Raw genomic sequence first — 14094 nt, forward strand, 5'->3', positions numbered from 1 at the left:
GTAGATTGACCAGGCTGTGTAAGGGCATATTGCATCGAAATTCCTGTCTCGCTGGTGCTAAGAGTCATTGCAGGAAGCTGCGGCCAACTGCACCATAAGTGTCTTTGACAAGTGGAAATAGGCCCGATGGGATCAGCGGTTATAAAGCAAAGCGGGTACAGCGATGTGCATCTTGAGTTCGACAGCAAGGCCATTGCCGGGCGCCGGTGGGGGAGTATTGCGGGGGAACCGGTATTGGCTCTGCACGGCTGGCTGGATAATTGTGCAAGCTTCGACCGCCTGGCACCAATGCTGAAAGGGGTCAACCTGGTTGCCCTGGATATGGCCGGGCACGGTCGCAGCTATCACCGCTCTCCCCATGCCAATTACAATATCTGGGAGGAGACCGAGGATATCCTCGGTGCTGCCGAAGCCCTGGGCTGGCGCAGGTTCTCGCTGCTCGCGCACTCCCGTGGCGCTATTGCGGGTATGATTGCCGCCGGTGCCTTTCCCGGCCGGGTAAAACGTCTTGCGCTGATCGACGGTTTGGTGCCGCCCTCAGCGGAGGATGCCCAGGCACCGGATATCCTCGCCAGGGCCATCGCCCAGCGCGCCCGTTACACCAGGATGCGCAAAGCGCCGGTTTACCAGACTTTTACCCAGGCAGTTGAAGCCCGGATGAACGGTATGTTTCCTTTGTCGGCATGGGCCGCACGTGTGCTTACCGAGCGGGGTGTCCGCCCTGTCGAAGGCGGCTTTACCTGGAGCAACGACCCGCGCCTGATGGCCACCTCCACTGCCAAGCTCAACGGGGCCCAGATACGGGCGTTTATGTCCCGACTCAATATGCCGGTGCGCTTGGTGCTGGCGGAAGGGGGGATCGAGGGTATGATTGAGCGGCTGCGCCCGGTGCTGAAAGGATATGAAAATATCGCAGTGCAGGTGATGGCTGGCAGTCACCACCTGCATATGGAGAGCGGTGCGGAGGGAATTGCGGCGTGGTTTGGTCCTTTCCTGCGCGGCGAGGCCGATCCCGCGGCCTAGAAGGGTACCCGTTTCGAGTAGCAGCTGGCATCCATTTCGCGCACTTCCACCGAGACGGCAGGGACGCCATCGGCAAACTGGCACAGGCAATTGAACACCGCCGAACTCAGTGCCTCCCGCTCCCTGGCGCTGCGCCCCTGCAGTATGCGAATCTCTGCATGGATAAAGCTGTCTCCCTGGTCACCGGCGATAAACTGGTCGTAGGCACTGGCGCGGGTCTTGATGGTGTGGGAGGCGAACAGCCCGGAGCGGTTCATCGCCTCCTGCGCCGAGCTGACCAGGGCGGCAACGGAAATCCTGTCTTCCAGATTTTTTGCGTACTCTATGATCAGGTGAGGCATGGCGATTCACTCTGTAAACACGGGTGACCGGCAACGCTTCTGGGACGATCCGGTTACTGGCGGATCAGCGAGAGAAATTCGTTGCGTGTGGCCTGGTTGCTGCGGAAGATGCCCAGCATGGCCGATGTCTTCATCAAGGAGTTCTGCTTTTCCACGCCGCGCATCATCATGCACATATGCTGGGCCTCTATGATAACACCAACACCGGCGGCACCGGTGACACTTTGCAGGGTCTCGGCGATCTCAACGGTGAGCTGTTCCTGGATCTGCAGGCGGCGGGCGAACATATCGACGATGCGCGCTACTTTGGACAGGCCTACAACCTTGCCATTGGGAATATAGGCTACATGGGCGCGGCCGATAAACGGCAGCAGGTGGTGCTCGCACAGGGAGTAGAGTTCGATATCCTTGACCAGCACCATCTCGCTGCAGTCGGAGGGGAAGAGTGCACCGTTGACCACGTTTTCCAGGGTCTGCTTGTAACCGCGGGTCAGGTATTCCATGGCCTTGGCGGCCCGCTCCGGGGTATCTTTGAGTCCGGGGCGTTGCGGATCTTCACCGATTGCTTCAATAATTTGTGCGTAGTGCTCGTTCATGCTGCTCTTTCCAACATCTCGGCCCGAAGGGCGGATGCGCTACCCTAAGGGTTTGCAACCCGAGAGTAAAGATGATCCGCGCGAAACCCGATCAGAGCCACAGCAATTCAGGATAGATCCCATGATAGAAAGGCGCGAAACCAACCTGCGCGAATTGACCACAGTACTGGACTATATTCGCTGGGGTACCAGCCGCTTTCACGAGGCCGGCCTCTGTTTCGGCCACGGTACCGACAATGCCTGGGATGAAGCGGTATTGCTGGTTACCCATGCCCTGCATCTACCCCCCTACAGCAAACCGGAAATACTGCAGGCCCGCCTGACCGCCGAGGAGCGCCGCGAGGTGCTCTCCCTGCTGGAGCGGCGTTTCACCGAGCGGATGCCCGCTGCTTACCTCACCCGTGAGGCCCACTTCTGCGATATGACCTTCTACGTGGATGAGCGGGTGCTGGTGCCCCGTTCGCCCATCGCAGAACTGATACGTCGCGGCTTTGAGCCCTGGCTCAAGGTGGAGCCCCTGGCGATACTGGATTTGTGCTGTGGCAGCGGCTGTATTGGAATCGCCTGCGCCGAGGCCTTTACACAGGCGCGGGTGGACCTCAGCGACATCTCGGCGGGTGCGATCGAGGTGGCACAGATCAATATCAACCGCCACCACCTGAATGAGCGGGTGCGCGCCCTGCAATCGGATCTTTTTGATAACCTGCAAGGCTTCAGCTATGAGCTGATTGTGTGCAATCCGCCGTATGTGAGCGCAGGGGATTTGGCCGAGATGCCTGACGAATACCGCTTAGAGCCGGAAATCGCCCTGGGTTCGGGGGAGGACGGTCTGGATTTCACCCGCCGCCTGCTGCGCCAGGCTGCCGCGCATCTACAACCGGAAGGACTGCTGGTCTGCGAGGTGGGCAACAGTTGGGAAGCGCTCGAGCAGGCGTTTCCAGAAGTGCCGTTTTTGTGGCCGGAGTTTGACAACGGCGGGCACGGCGTGTTTGTGATCCGTCGCGAGGAGCTGCTTGCCTACCAGCGCTTCTTTGACCCTGAGTAAGTGTTTTTGTGATTCCGGTGAAATCGGTTGCCGGGTTACTCACCGGTAATGATTGTGCGCAGTGTCTGTGTTTTTTATCGGGCACCACTCGCACGGGCGGGGGACACTTTTCTATAATGTGCGGCCACCTTTGGAGCCTACCCCAATTCCATCAATAACGAGCTGGAAAAGTCGCTTATGTCGGGCAATACCTTTGGCAAGCTGTTCTGTGTGACCACTTTTGGCGAAAGTCACGGCCCCGCTCTGGGCTGTATCGTGGATGGCTGCCCACCGGGGCTGGAGATCCATGCGGAGGACATTCAAAGGGAACTGGATCGCCGCAGGCCCGGCACCTCCCGCTATACCACCCAGCGCCGTGAGCCGGATCAAGTGCAGATACTCTCCGGTGTGTTCGAGGGTAAAACCACCGGCACGCCCATCGGCCTGTTGATTGAAAACACCGACCAGCGCTCAAAAGATTACAGCAGTATTGCCCAACAGGTGCGCCCTGCCCATGCCGACTATACCTACTGGCAGAAGTATGGTGTGCGCGACTATCGCGGTGGTGGCCGCTCCTCTGCGCGGGAGACCGCCATGCGCGTTGCCGCCGGCGCAATTGCGAAAAAATGGCTGAAACAGAAATACGGCATTCTGGTGCGCGGTTACCTGTCCCAACTGGGACCCATTAAGGTGCAAAAGCTGGATTGGGATCAGGTTGAACAAAACCCCTTTTTCTGCCCGGATGCAGATCGCGTAGAGGAGATGGAGCGCTATATGCAGGCCCTGATCAAAGAGGGCAACTCCATCGGGGCACGGATTTCCCTTCATGCCAGCGGTGTGCCCGCGGGTCTGGGCGAGCCCGTATTTGATCGCCTGGATGCGGATCTGGCCTGTGGCCTGATGAGTATCAATGCAGTGAAAGGGGTGGAAATCGGTGCGGGTTTTGCTTGTGTAGAGCAGAAGGGCACCGAGCACCGGGATGAAATCACCCCTGAGGATGGCTTCCTGTCAAATAATGCCGGCGGCATTTTGGGGGGTATTTCCAGTGGCCAGGATATTGTTGCCCATATTGCCCTGAAACCCACCTCGAGCCTGCGGATTCCGGGCCGCAGCATCGACCGCTCCGGCAATGCCATCGAAGTGGTGACCAAAGGGCGCCACGATCCCTGTGTGGGCATTCGTGCAACGCCGATAGCCGAAGCGATGATGGCCCTGGTGCTGATGGACCACGCCCTGCGTCAGCGGGGCCAGAATGGGGATGTGGTGCCGGGTTAGTCCGGGAGCCGGCTTGTATGATCCGCCACCGCACAAGCTGTAATCAAAATGTCGTGGGCGGTGCGGTTTATTCGCACCCTGCAAGCGCTGTAAAGGTCATCAATGGTCACCCGCGTAAAGTGCGGCTTTTACTCGGTGGTTGATAAAAAAGACCTTACAGGAAACGGAGAGGATTTTTACGCTAAGATAAAAATTCGACAGTAAATTCATTGGCAACTTGCATTCCCCCGTTGTCCTTAAAATATATATACAATAAAGTTATTGCGCTGCCTGTTTGAGTTATAACTCAGTCTGTTGCTCAAAATGGATTGACAAGATCGCGTATCGGGTTGATTGGTTGTCGCAAAACCAAACAATCAACCAAGAGGGCGCGCCACTATGGATAAGAGTAACCTTATTGAGCTGGCCTGAGACGCCGGAAACATGCAGGTCCCCAGAAAGCGCTTGGGGCAAAATTCAATAATGCTGATTCAGCAGACGGCCCACTAACCCCTGAACACCAGGTTTGATAATAACTCTGTGTGCTTGCCCGGTTTTTGCATGAGTTGTGCAGTGTGCAAACAAGTATACCTGGTTTACAGTCTCCATAAGGGAGAATACGATGCGTATTGATAATCTACCTATCGGTATAATAGGTTTAGCTCTTCTGTTCCTTACAAGCCATGCATTCAGCCATGGCTATTTAGAAAGCCCCCCTTCGCGACAGAAACACTGTGGCGTAGATGTAAAACCTGACAATCCCTCCAGTGAAAAATGTGATGCGCCCTTTGCCAACTATTTGGCTTCAGGAGGGCAAAACTCACACTGGTACAGCTTTATGAGTGTTCTCGCTCACAATCAGGGGCGTAAAGTTGTCAAAACAACGCAGCATGTTTGTGGATTTGATAGTGAAACCTGGAATCCTGTCCCTACCCCCAATCCTGTGCCTACGCCCTATGATACAGCGGCCAATTGGCCGACCACATCCATCACGTCCGGGGAAGAAACGTTTGTATGGGATATAACTTACGGGCCCCATTTCACCGATACAGAAGAATTCGTGTTTTATATTACAAAACCGGATTTTATATTTGACGCTACTCGTGCACTAAACTGGAATGATTTTGAAGCGTTGCCTTTTTGTGATGAGCAGATGATTCCCGGTGATTTTAACAGTAACCCCAATATCACCGCGGATTACATTGAAAACCATATCAGTATTCACTGCAATATACCGAACCGTTCCGGCCGTCATGTCATATTTGCGGAATGGGGAAGAAATGAGTGGACCTACGAGCGATTTTTTAGTTGCATAGATGTGACATTTGAAGAAAACGCTGTTGATAACCGGCCGGTAAAAAGTGCCGACAGCATGGATGCGTATGACTCTGAGGCCGGCAGTCAATAAAATGTCTGTATCGGAAAACTGTCAATCCCTTGCTGCATAAGTCCAGTTGAAAAGGGTGGCGCCCTGCACCTCAGTTTTGAGGGTATTATCCCGCAACTGAGGTGTGCGCTGACAATAGCCACTCTCCTTTTTGTCTCTTGTTATGCCGTCGGTGTATCAGGACGCCAACCTTTGCACCATACTGATCATAACCCCGGCGGCAACAGCAGAGCCAATCACACCGGCTACGTTCGGGCCCATGGCGTGCATCAGCAGGAAGTTGTGGGGGTTGGCTTCCAGGCCCACCTTGTTGGATACCCGCGCAGCCATGGGTACAGCGGATACACCAGCGGAACCGATCAGCGGGTTGACCTTGTGTTTGCTGAACAGGTTAAGCAGCTTGGCCATCAGTACGCCGGCGGCGGTTCCGATGGCGAAAGCCACAATTCCCAGGGTGAGGATACCGAGGGTTTTCGGGTCCAGAAACTTGTCTGCGACGAGCTTGGAACCCACAGACAGGCCGAGGAATATGGTGGTGATGTTGATCAACGCATTTTGGGCGGTGTCGGAGAGCCGAGCCACCACGCCGCATTCGCGCATTAGGTTACCGAAACAGAACATGCCCAGAAGCGGGGCGGCGGCCGGCAGGAACAGGGCCACCAGCATCAGCAACAACAAAGGGAAGGTGATTTTTTCCCGTTTACTCACATGGCGCAGCTGTACCATTTCGATTTTACGTTCCCGCTCGGTAGTGAGCGCGCGCATAATCGGCGGCTGGATCATAGGCACCAGCGCCATATAGGAGTAAGCTGCCACGGCGATGGCCCCGAGTAGATCGGGTGCCAACAGGCTGGATACATAAATCGCTGTGGGGCCGTCGGCGCCGCCGATAATACCAATTGCTGCGGCATCGGCGAGGGTGAAATCCATAATGCCGGCTACCGATAAACCAACGGCACCAAGCACCGTGGCGAAAATACCAAATTGTGCTGCGGCGCCCAAAAACAAGGTGCGCGGATTGGCGAGCAGCGGGCCGAAATCCGTCATGGCACCGACCCCCATAAAGATCACCAAAGGCGCGACTGTAGAGGCTATGGCCACAGAGTAGAAGTTGTACAGCATGCCGTTGCTGAAGCCGGCATCCCGGGCAAACTCCGCAGCCTGTACCTGTACCGCAGCTGGCGCTTTGGCCAGTGCCTGTTTCAGAGCGCCGATGCCGCTGCTGCTATCCAGGCCTAAAATCTGCGCCATTTGCGTTAATACTGCCGCATCTCCCTGGGACAGCGCGGTCTCCGCCGCGGAAAGTGCCAGGTCCGCGCCGGGGATATTTGCCAGTATCCCGCCAAAGCCGATAGGGACCAGCAGCAGGGGTTCGAAATGCTTGCGAATGGCCAAAAACAGCAGCACCAGTCCCGCAAGAATCATGGCAAACTGGCCCGGCGTCATTTGCGAAAGACCGGATGACTGCCAAAGCGTGATAAGGTTATTCACGTGATACTCCTACCCCTAGCTAAGCGATGGCCAGCAGGACATCACCCACCGCCACGGTATCGCCCTCTTTCACCGCCACACTGGAGACGTTGCCACTGCGGGGGGCACTGACGACGGTTTCCATTTTCATGGCTTCCAGCACCAGGATGGCCTGGCCCGCACTGACCCGGTCTCCGGGTTGCACCATGACCTTGAAAATATTGCCCGCAAGCGGTGCATTGACCGGCTCTCCTTCGCCACCGGCAATACGCGCTGCACTGGTGTCTGAGGTTGCGGGAGTGGCGGCGGAAACCGGGGATACACTGGTGAGGTCTCCGCCATCGGACACGGTCACGGTGTATTTCTGCCCCTCCACTGTCACTGTGTAGACCGCCTCGCCCTGAGCATTTTTGATGGCAGCATGCCCGTTGCTGCTGGGTACAGGTTCGAAAGCAGCGGTATTGCCACGGTTTTTCAGAAACTTCAGGCCGATTTGTGGGAAGAGTGCATAGGTGAGCACATCGTCAATCTCACCTTCGCCGCCGGTGAGCGCAAAGTCCTCATCCCCCGCTTTTTCCTGCAGCGCCAGGATCAGCTTATCCAGCTCTGGTGCGATCAGGTCTGCGGGACGGCAGGTCACAGGCGCCTCTCCATCCAGCACCCGCACCTGCAGTTCCTGATTTACCTCGGCGGGTGTTGCGCCATATCCCCCTTTTAAAACAGCGGCAGTCTCATTGGAAATCGACTGGTAACGGCTGCCGGTCAGCACATTCAGAACGGCCTGGGTGCCCACAATCTGTGATGTAGGGGTAACCAGGGGGATATAGCCCAGATCCCGACGCACGCGGGGAATTTCCTCGAGCACCTCGTCAAGGCGATCGCCGGCGCCCTGTTCGCGCAGCTGGTTTTCCATATTGGTGAGCATGCCTCCGGGCACCTGGGCCACAAGAATCCGTGAGTCCACCCCTTTTAGGGAGCCCTCGAACTTGGCGTACTTCTTGCGCACCTCACGGAAGTAAGCGGCGATCTCCTCCAGAAGGCCGATATCCAGGCCGGTGTCCCGCTCGGTGCCCTCCAGAATGGCCACTAATGTCTCGGTGGGGCTGTGGCCGTAGGTCATGGACATGGAACTGATGGCTGTATCCACATTGTCGATTCCCGCCTCGATGCACTTGAGTGCAGTGGCAGTGGAGAGACCGGTGGTGGCATGGCACTGCATGTGGATAGGAATGTTTACAGCCGCCTTCAGGCGCTTCACCAGCTCATAGCCCTCATAGGGCCGCAGCAGTCCGGCCATATCTTTTATTGCGATGGAGTCCGCGCCCATATCCTCGATTCGGCGGCCCAGATCCACCCAGAGATCCATGGTGTGTACCGGGCTTACGGTGTAGGAGATAGTGCCCTGGGCATGCTTTCCCTGTTTTTTGACCGAGGCCAGTGCCGTTTTCAGATTGCGCATATCGTTCATGGCATCGAACACGCGAAAGACATCCACCCCGTTGATTGCCGCGCGTTCGACAAATTTTTCCACTACGTCATCGGCATAGTGTCGGTAACCCAAAATATTCTGTCCGCGAAACAGCATCTGTTGCGGGGTATTGGGCATGGCTTTTTTCAGTTCGCGGATGCGTTCCCAGGGATCCTCGCCGAGATAGCGGATACAGGCATCAAAAGTGGCTCCGCCCCAGGACTCCAATGACCAGAATCCCACCTTGTCGAGTTTTTCCGCGATGGGGAGCATATCGTCCAGGCGCAGGCGGGTTGCGAACAGTGACTGGTGGGCGTCGCGCAGGACTACATCGGTAATCCCCAGTGGCTTTTTAACCTCAGTCATGGGTTCTCTCTCTTGGCAGAAATGATTAAATGGTGAACAAATAAAAAGAAGGGCAGCTAGCGGTTGTTGCGGTGCTGATCAATTGCCGCCTTGATAATGGCGTGTAAGCGCGCCTTGTCTCCCGCGCCGGTAAAGGGTGGTGCTGTGGCCGCTTTGGCCTCGGGAAAGTAACGCCCGATTATACGGGACATAATGCCGGTTCCAATAACCAGCAACAGCAGGAACGTAAAAACAACCCCCATCCCGAATAGTGTAATGTCCAGCCCCTGTTGAAAAAGTGTCTCTTGCACCGTTATCCCCTAAGCCCGTGGATCATAAAATCTGTTTTTCAATTGAATGGGTCGTTTAGAGCGCCGATCAGGGCTTTTCACTGAAAAGCCGGTCTTTGGCTTATCCTGGCCATTGGTGCGCTTTCAGCAAATGGGCAAAGGCATTTGCGTACAAATAGCGCCTTGTGCCTTCGCCTTTTAGGGGCCCGATTGCCAAGCGACACAGGGTTAGTTTGGGTATCGACAGTGCCAGACTCGAAACCTCGCAGGGCACAGCAAGGCTGCCCCATATGCTGACCACTACGTCACTTTGCTGCCAACCTGCAGATTTCCCTTCCTTCCAGCCTTGCCCGGCGAATGTAGCGCCCCTAACTGCTGCACGATAAACCGGCGTTGGCAATTTCCTATTATCAGTACAAGTTACTTTTAAAATCAATCGGTTATTGGTTTCACTGGCAACAATAACCCCTGTTTTGATCTATCCGTCGCTACTACAGAGCCTGCTTTTTGCGCGTTCTTTGCACATTCCTGTACGGATCACGCCTACAGTGGCAGAGTACCTGCTGGTAGAATATGCGCCAGCTATCCCGTGTGTTTCCCCGATCCAGTTGTATGATCAGCAAGACAACCCCGTCCCCACCAACGATCTATCAGGCGCCGATGGAAGGGGTGATTGATCACCATGTGCGCAGTCTGCTCTGCGCAATTGGCGGGGTAGATATTTGTGTAACAGAGTTTGTGCGTGTAACCGATCAGCGGCTGCCCCGTCGCGTCTTTACCCGGTTGTGCCCGGAACTGTTGCATGGCGCAGCCACGGCAGATGGCACTCCGGTACGCCTGCAACTGTTGGGAGGCAACCCGGCAGCCATGGCAGACAATGCCCGCAAAGCGGTTGCTGTAGGGGCAAATGCCATTGACCTGAATTTTGGCTGTCCGGCGAAGTCCGTTAACAAAAGTGATGGCGGCGCCTGCCTGTTGCAAACCCCGCACAGGCTGGAAGCCATTGTCGGAGCGGTGCGCCGGGCTGTTCCGCAGGCAATCCCTATTACTGCCAAGATCCGCCTGGGGTACAACGATAGATCCACTTACCTGGATAACGCCCTCGCCGCAGCTGCCGGAGGTGCCAGTGAACTGGCAGTACACGCCCGCGCCAAGGTGGATGGCTACAAGCCGCCAGTCTACTGGGCGTGTATCGGGGAAATAAGGCAGAGATTGGATATTCCCGTTATTGCCAATGGCGATATCTGGACACTGGAGGCGTTCAAGCGCTGCCGTGAAGTGACCGGCTGCGAGGCTTTTATGTTGGGGCGCAGCTTGCTCGCACGCCCGGATCTTGGCCTGCAGATCAAGACTTACTGTGCCGGTGAGCGCTACTGCCCAATGCGTTGGCAACAGGTTGTTGGCCTTCTGTGGGATTATTACCAGACTACCAGGGAAATTTACCCCTCCAAATACCTGGGCAACCGTATCAAGCAGTGGCTTGCCTACCTCAAGCTGGCTTTTCCCGAAGCCCGGGTGTTTTTTGAAAAACTGAAACGCCTGCGAATCGCAGAAGCGATTGAGGCGGTATTTATCCGGGAATTACAAGATCGACAAAGGGAACTTAAAGTGATGGAGGGGCTGTGAGTCTCGGGAAGTACAGCGGGGGGAAATTGATGGCTTATTCACCATCGGGTAGAGAATGTCCTGAATTCAGACCATCTCGTGGCTGTATTTTTCCCAGTAATAGCAGAACCCGACTGAGTATGCCGAGTAAACTCCAGTGAATGAAAAAGAACCCACTACTACAAATATTGCTAAGTCATAAATGCATTAAGGGTTGGGAGCAGATAAGAATACCAATAGCAGCCAGCAGAAGAGGCAGCCATGGCCGCTCTTCACATGAATAGGGCTGTTTTACCAGGGAAGATGTGTGAGGCGTTTCTTAACCCTGGCCCCGTGCTGTCTTGTCGATTGTAAATCACTGGTGGCTGGTGTTGGATGGTTCTCTATTTTGATATGCAATGAAAACATGTATTACCCCCAATGCACCATGGCCAATAATATAAATCTCGATAAGTCCGGTTAAAGACTCATGAATTTCTTTGAATGTATCTGCGAAAGAGACATGATTGAGCCAGAGCACAAACCAGGTGCAACCGGAGATGACAACCAATAAGAGAGCCCCCAAACCAAGACCCTGGATGATCGCGGCTAATCCCCTTGGCGCAGGTTCTGGCAGTGCCAGTTTTTTTAAGTGATTAATATCTGATTTTAATTGAGAGAAATCACCCATAAGGTAAGGATAAAAGTAAAAGAATCCATTTTTTCGGAACTCTACTGCCGTAAATACAAAAGACAAGCAGAGAAGCAGTAAGCCTGTACCGATATGAAGCCAAGTCGAAAAATATTCAACCGTACTTTGGCCGATGACGCCACTGGCACTGACATCCATAAATTCGCTGAGAATAATTTGAGCAATAATCAGAAAAATCAGGGAGAAATGTAAATATTTTGTTACGGGTGAGAAGGCGCTATCGAGATAATCATTAATCAATTTTAACATGCAAATAAATCTCATTTACAACAATGGGATTGAAAAAAGGTGCGCGGTACCTGTTGCAGCGACAATCAAACAATGATACTGCTGCATTGTGAATGGATTCAGTCTGAAGCTGGCTGATAACCCTTTGCCACTGAGGTTTTATCCTTTCGAAATATTGGGACAGCAGTATTTCTGTCGAAGCCTGGTTGAATTATATGGTCCCTTTTTTTACCAATGCTGCTAATGGTAAAGCCATAGCACAAAATGCTCAACACAACCCAGGCACTCAAAAAAGTGGGTAAGATCAGGCCGAGCCTCTCCGCAGGGGTTGAATGACAAACTGCTGCGGTTGGCTTGTGTGCTGGGTTCCGGGCATAAGGAATCCCTTGAAAGGCAGTACAGGGGGCTGTGCAGGGGTGTGATAACTGGACTAAAGGATATCTCTTGTGCTCCCCAGCCAAGCATTTTCAGTGCTATGTCGATGTCTAATGACTCAGGAGAAGACTGAGCCCTGCATCCGATTCTGAGCAAACTGGCGCGACAGTTGGGCAGTACCGAGGCATTGGACTCCCCAGGGCAATCCTGGCAGAAATTACCGAAAGCATTTCTCCAGGCCACTGGCGTTACGGGCCTTGCAATCCGCGGCATTCAAGGGCTTGCAGATACTCTTGACATTTGCCCGGCGTGTTCGGTGAATGCTAGTACTGGTTCCCGTTGGTCGATATTACCCCAATCCAAACCCGGGGGTGCTGTTTGTATCCTCTTCACGTCAGAGATGTTGAAATTACTGCCAACTCAGACCAAGGTCGAATATCCTCGAGAATTATACGCTGATAACGTTTAGAGTAGGTCGGATAACTTGTGCGCATTTTTTCGCTTAAGAAATAATAAAAAACCATCGCTTGAACGCTTCGGGGTCTTTATTATCAAGCTGCCTCCCTTTTGTGGAAGGAGCAATCACGGCCTACTCCATCAAATACTACGAGGAAGGTCAATATGTATTCCTGTTTTCGCTGCCTAGCCGGGGCGTTTTGCCTGCTGTTTACCGCCATCTGTGCTCCTGGTATTTCCGCTCAATGCTTGGACAACGTTGTACTTGTTCATGGTAACATTGGGCACCCATCGGACTGGGATATGACTTATCAAAGATTGCTTGACGAAGGCTACACATCCAGCCAGATTTTTCGCCCTAGCTGGGGCTCCAAGATCTGTGCTGCGTGCAATAACCACAGCGGCTCTGAAGAGGTGCCTGTGCGCAATGCCATTAATACGGCAATCAATAATTCTTGCACCGGTAAGATAGATGTAATCGGTCACTCCATGGGGGTGACTCTGGCAGCCAAGACCATCATTAGCGAAGGTCGTGCTGATAAAGTGGATGCCTTTATCGGAATTGCCGGGGCCTACAGAGGGCTTTGGTCCTGCGGAAGATATCCGTTCAACGTTACCACCAGTACCTGTGGCCAGGATGGCTTGTCGGTCTCAAGCCCTTTTCTTGACTGGCTCTACGGCAAAGAAATTGCCAGCCGCATTTACTCAATAAAGAGTTACGCCGATCAGGTTGTGTGTGGTACTGGTGTCTGCACAGTGGGTGGTGTGCATTCGAGTCGTATTGAGGGTGAGATAGAATCCTTTACTTATACTTACGGGCACTTCGGACTGCAAAAATATACTGTCAGCAGGCAGTATGCACTGCTGGACTGAACCAGACCGTTAGGTAAAAGCTTCAAAAAGTGTACACGGAAGGTGCGGTAAGAGGATGGACGCTCTTACCGCTTAATTGAATGGGAATCAAGCATGATTGAGCTTCGCTAGCCTATTTATCTCCGGTAGGATATTCAAAGCGCTGGTTTGCCAGGTAAAGCCAGAGTGTTAATTTTTCCCGTCTCGTTATCCTCTCTATGGTTCGGCCTCGGCCACTTGGCAGTCAAAGTAATGACGCGTTGCTTGGGCCGTAATACGTTGTATCCAAGACAGTCGAATTCCAAAGGTATCCGCCTAAGTATTCGCCATGAGCTGCTGATTCAATTCGCCTGACTCCGGTGATATCAATCAATACCAAAGGCTGTATTACCAATTCTGGGCTATGGCTGAACATTGAGAAAAGTAATTATTTCCCTGAACTCTGACTGGGATATTGAAAGCGCAGTACCTTGTTCTGCTCCTGTGCATGACTGAGGGAGCTGAACCGGGAGACTGTCGAGGACTGGAGAGAGTCAGGTTAATCAATGACAGTTACAGCCGGGGTGTGAGCATGAATGGTTCGGATCAATAGCCTCTACGCAAGGCGGTTTTGCCAGATTCAAGAAAGAGGCGGGATTGGGAGTAAAGAGCTGGTAGGGTCATGATTCATTGCTACATTGTATTGTAGC

At 53.8% G+C, this 14094-nt stretch carries 12 protein-coding genes; 6 read left to right on the forward strand and 6 right to left on the reverse strand.

The features are described 5' to 3' along the window. Positions 1 to 126 precede the first annotated feature (126 nt). Positions 127 to 1023 (forward strand): alpha/beta fold hydrolase, encoded by an 897-nt coding sequence (locus M8T91_RS06495; RefSeq protein ID WP_301417976.1) that lies wholly within the window; start codon positions 127 to 129, stop codon positions 1021 to 1023. Here M8T91_RS06495 and M8T91_RS06500 read toward each other — a convergent pair. Next, on the reverse strand, positions 1020 to 1364 hold the full coding sequence (locus M8T91_RS06500; RefSeq protein WP_301417978.1) for a 5-carboxymethyl-2-hydroxymuconate Delta-isomerase: 345 nt from the start codon (positions 1362 to 1364) through the stop codon (positions 1020 to 1022). The two genes, M8T91_RS06495 and M8T91_RS06500, sit on opposite strands and share 4 nt — an antisense overlap. Positions 1365 to 1417: 53 nt before the next feature. Further along, entirely contained in the window at positions 1418 to 1960 is a 543-nt protein-coding gene (gene folE, locus M8T91_RS06505) for a GTP cyclohydrolase I FolE (protein WP_301417980.1), read from the reverse strand. 121 nt (positions 1961 to 2081) lie between these two features. Between folE and prmB the strand changes: the two genes are divergently transcribed. The 3 genes from prmB to M8T91_RS06520 all read left to right on the forward strand — a co-directional run bounded on the left by prmB (position 2082) and on the right by M8T91_RS06520 (position 5646). After that, positions 2082 to 3005 carry a 50S ribosomal protein L3 N(5)-glutamine methyltransferase gene (prmB, locus tag M8T91_RS06510; protein WP_301417982.1) on the forward strand — a complete coding sequence of 308 codons (924 nt, stop codon included), beginning with the start codon at positions 2082 to 2084 and terminating at the stop codon, positions 3003 to 3005. Positions 3006 to 3182: 177 nt separating this feature from the next. Further along, on the forward strand, positions 3183 to 4259 hold the full coding sequence (aroC, locus tag M8T91_RS06515) for a chorismate synthase (protein WP_301417984.1): 1077 nt from the start codon (positions 3183 to 3185) through the stop codon (positions 4257 to 4259). A 601-nt stretch (positions 4260 to 4860) separates the two neighbouring features. Then, entirely contained in the window at positions 4861 to 5646 is a 786-nt protein-coding gene (locus tag M8T91_RS06520) for a lytic polysaccharide monooxygenase (RefSeq protein ID WP_301417987.1), read from the forward strand. A gap of 156 nt (positions 5647 to 5802) precedes the next feature. Here the strand turns inward: M8T91_RS06520 and M8T91_RS06525 are convergent, their stop codons facing one another. Genes M8T91_RS06525 through M8T91_RS06535 form a run of 3 tightly spaced genes read right to left on the reverse strand, consistent with a single transcriptional unit; the run spans position 5803 to position 9219 of the window. Beyond that, the gene (locus M8T91_RS06525; RefSeq protein ID WP_301417989.1) at positions 5803 to 7116 is read right to left on the reverse strand and encodes a sodium ion-translocating decarboxylase subunit beta; all 1314 of its coding nucleotides are present in this window, start codon (positions 7114 to 7116) and stop codon (positions 5803 to 5805) included. 19 nt (positions 7117 to 7135) lie between these two features. Further along, positions 7136 to 8929, reverse strand: a complete 1794-nt coding sequence (gene oadA / locus M8T91_RS06530) for a sodium-extruding oxaloacetate decarboxylase subunit alpha (RefSeq protein ID WP_301417991.1) — start codon at positions 8927 to 8929, stop codon at positions 7136 to 7138. 56 nt (positions 8930 to 8985) lie between these two features. Then, a complete protein-coding gene (locus tag M8T91_RS06535; RefSeq protein WP_301417993.1) occupies positions 8986 to 9219 on the reverse strand; it encodes an OadG family protein in 234 nt (77 codons plus the stop codon). 591 nt (positions 9220 to 9810) lie between these two features. Here M8T91_RS06535 and M8T91_RS06540 point away from each other — a divergent pair. Then, complete coding sequence (locus tag M8T91_RS06540) at positions 9811 to 10824, forward strand: tRNA dihydrouridine synthase (RefSeq protein ID WP_301417995.1); 1014 nt, start codon at positions 9811 to 9813, stop codon at positions 10822 to 10824. Positions 10825 to 11158: 334 nt separating this feature from the next. Here the strand turns inward: M8T91_RS06540 and M8T91_RS06545 are convergent, their stop codons facing one another. Then, a complete protein-coding gene (locus M8T91_RS06545; protein WP_301417998.1) occupies positions 11159 to 11743 on the reverse strand; it encodes a cytochrome b/b6 domain-containing protein in 585 nt (194 codons plus the stop codon). Between the two features lie 1113 nt (positions 11744 to 12856). Between M8T91_RS06545 and M8T91_RS06550 the strand changes: the two genes are divergently transcribed. Next, positions 12857 to 13426 (forward strand): alpha/beta hydrolase family protein, encoded by a 570-nt coding sequence (locus M8T91_RS06550; RefSeq protein WP_301418000.1) that lies wholly within the window; start codon positions 12857 to 12859, stop codon positions 13424 to 13426. Positions 13427 to 14094 lie beyond the last annotated feature (668 nt).

It is taken from the genome of Microbulbifer sp. MI-G, assembly GCF_030440425.1.
GTDB lineage: Bacteria > Pseudomonadota > Gammaproteobacteria > Pseudomonadales > Cellvibrionaceae > Microbulbifer > Microbulbifer spongiae.

Excerpts from the sequence above, each read along its gene's own strand:
- M8T91_RS06540 (WP_301417995.1), top strand. The coding sequence starts at position 9,811 with ATGATCAGCAAGACAACCCCGTCCCCACCAACGATCTATCAGGCGCCG.
- M8T91_RS06520 (WP_301417987.1), top strand. The coding sequence starts at position 4,861 with ATGCGTATTGATAATCTACCTATCGGTATAATAGGTTTAGCTCTTCTG.
- M8T91_RS06495 (WP_301417976.1), top strand. The coding sequence starts at position 127 with ATGGGATCAGCGGTTATAAAGCAAAGCGGGTACAGCGATGTGCATCTT.
- M8T91_RS06500 (WP_301417978.1), bottom strand. The coding sequence starts at position 1,364 with ATGCCTCACCTGATCATAGAGTACGCAAAAAATCTGGAAGACAGGATT.
- prmB (WP_301417982.1), top strand. The coding sequence starts at position 2,082 with ATGATAGAAAGGCGCGAAACCAACCTGCGCGAATTGACCACAGTACTG.
- oadA (WP_301417991.1), bottom strand. The coding sequence starts at position 8,929 with ATGACTGAGGTTAAAAAGCCACTGGGGATTACCGATGTAGTCCTGCGC.
- M8T91_RS06550 (WP_301418000.1), top strand. The coding sequence starts at position 12,857 with ATGACTTATCAAAGATTGCTTGACGAAGGCTACACATCCAGCCAGATT.
- aroC (WP_301417984.1), top strand. The coding sequence starts at position 3,183 with ATGTCGGGCAATACCTTTGGCAAGCTGTTCTGTGTGACCACTTTTGGC.
- M8T91_RS06545 (WP_301417998.1), bottom strand. The coding sequence starts at position 11,743 with ATGTTAAAATTGATTAATGATTATCTCGATAGCGCCTTCTCACCCGTA.
- folE (WP_301417980.1), bottom strand. The coding sequence starts at position 1,960 with ATGAACGAGCACTACGCACAAATTATTGAAGCAATCGGTGAAGATCCG.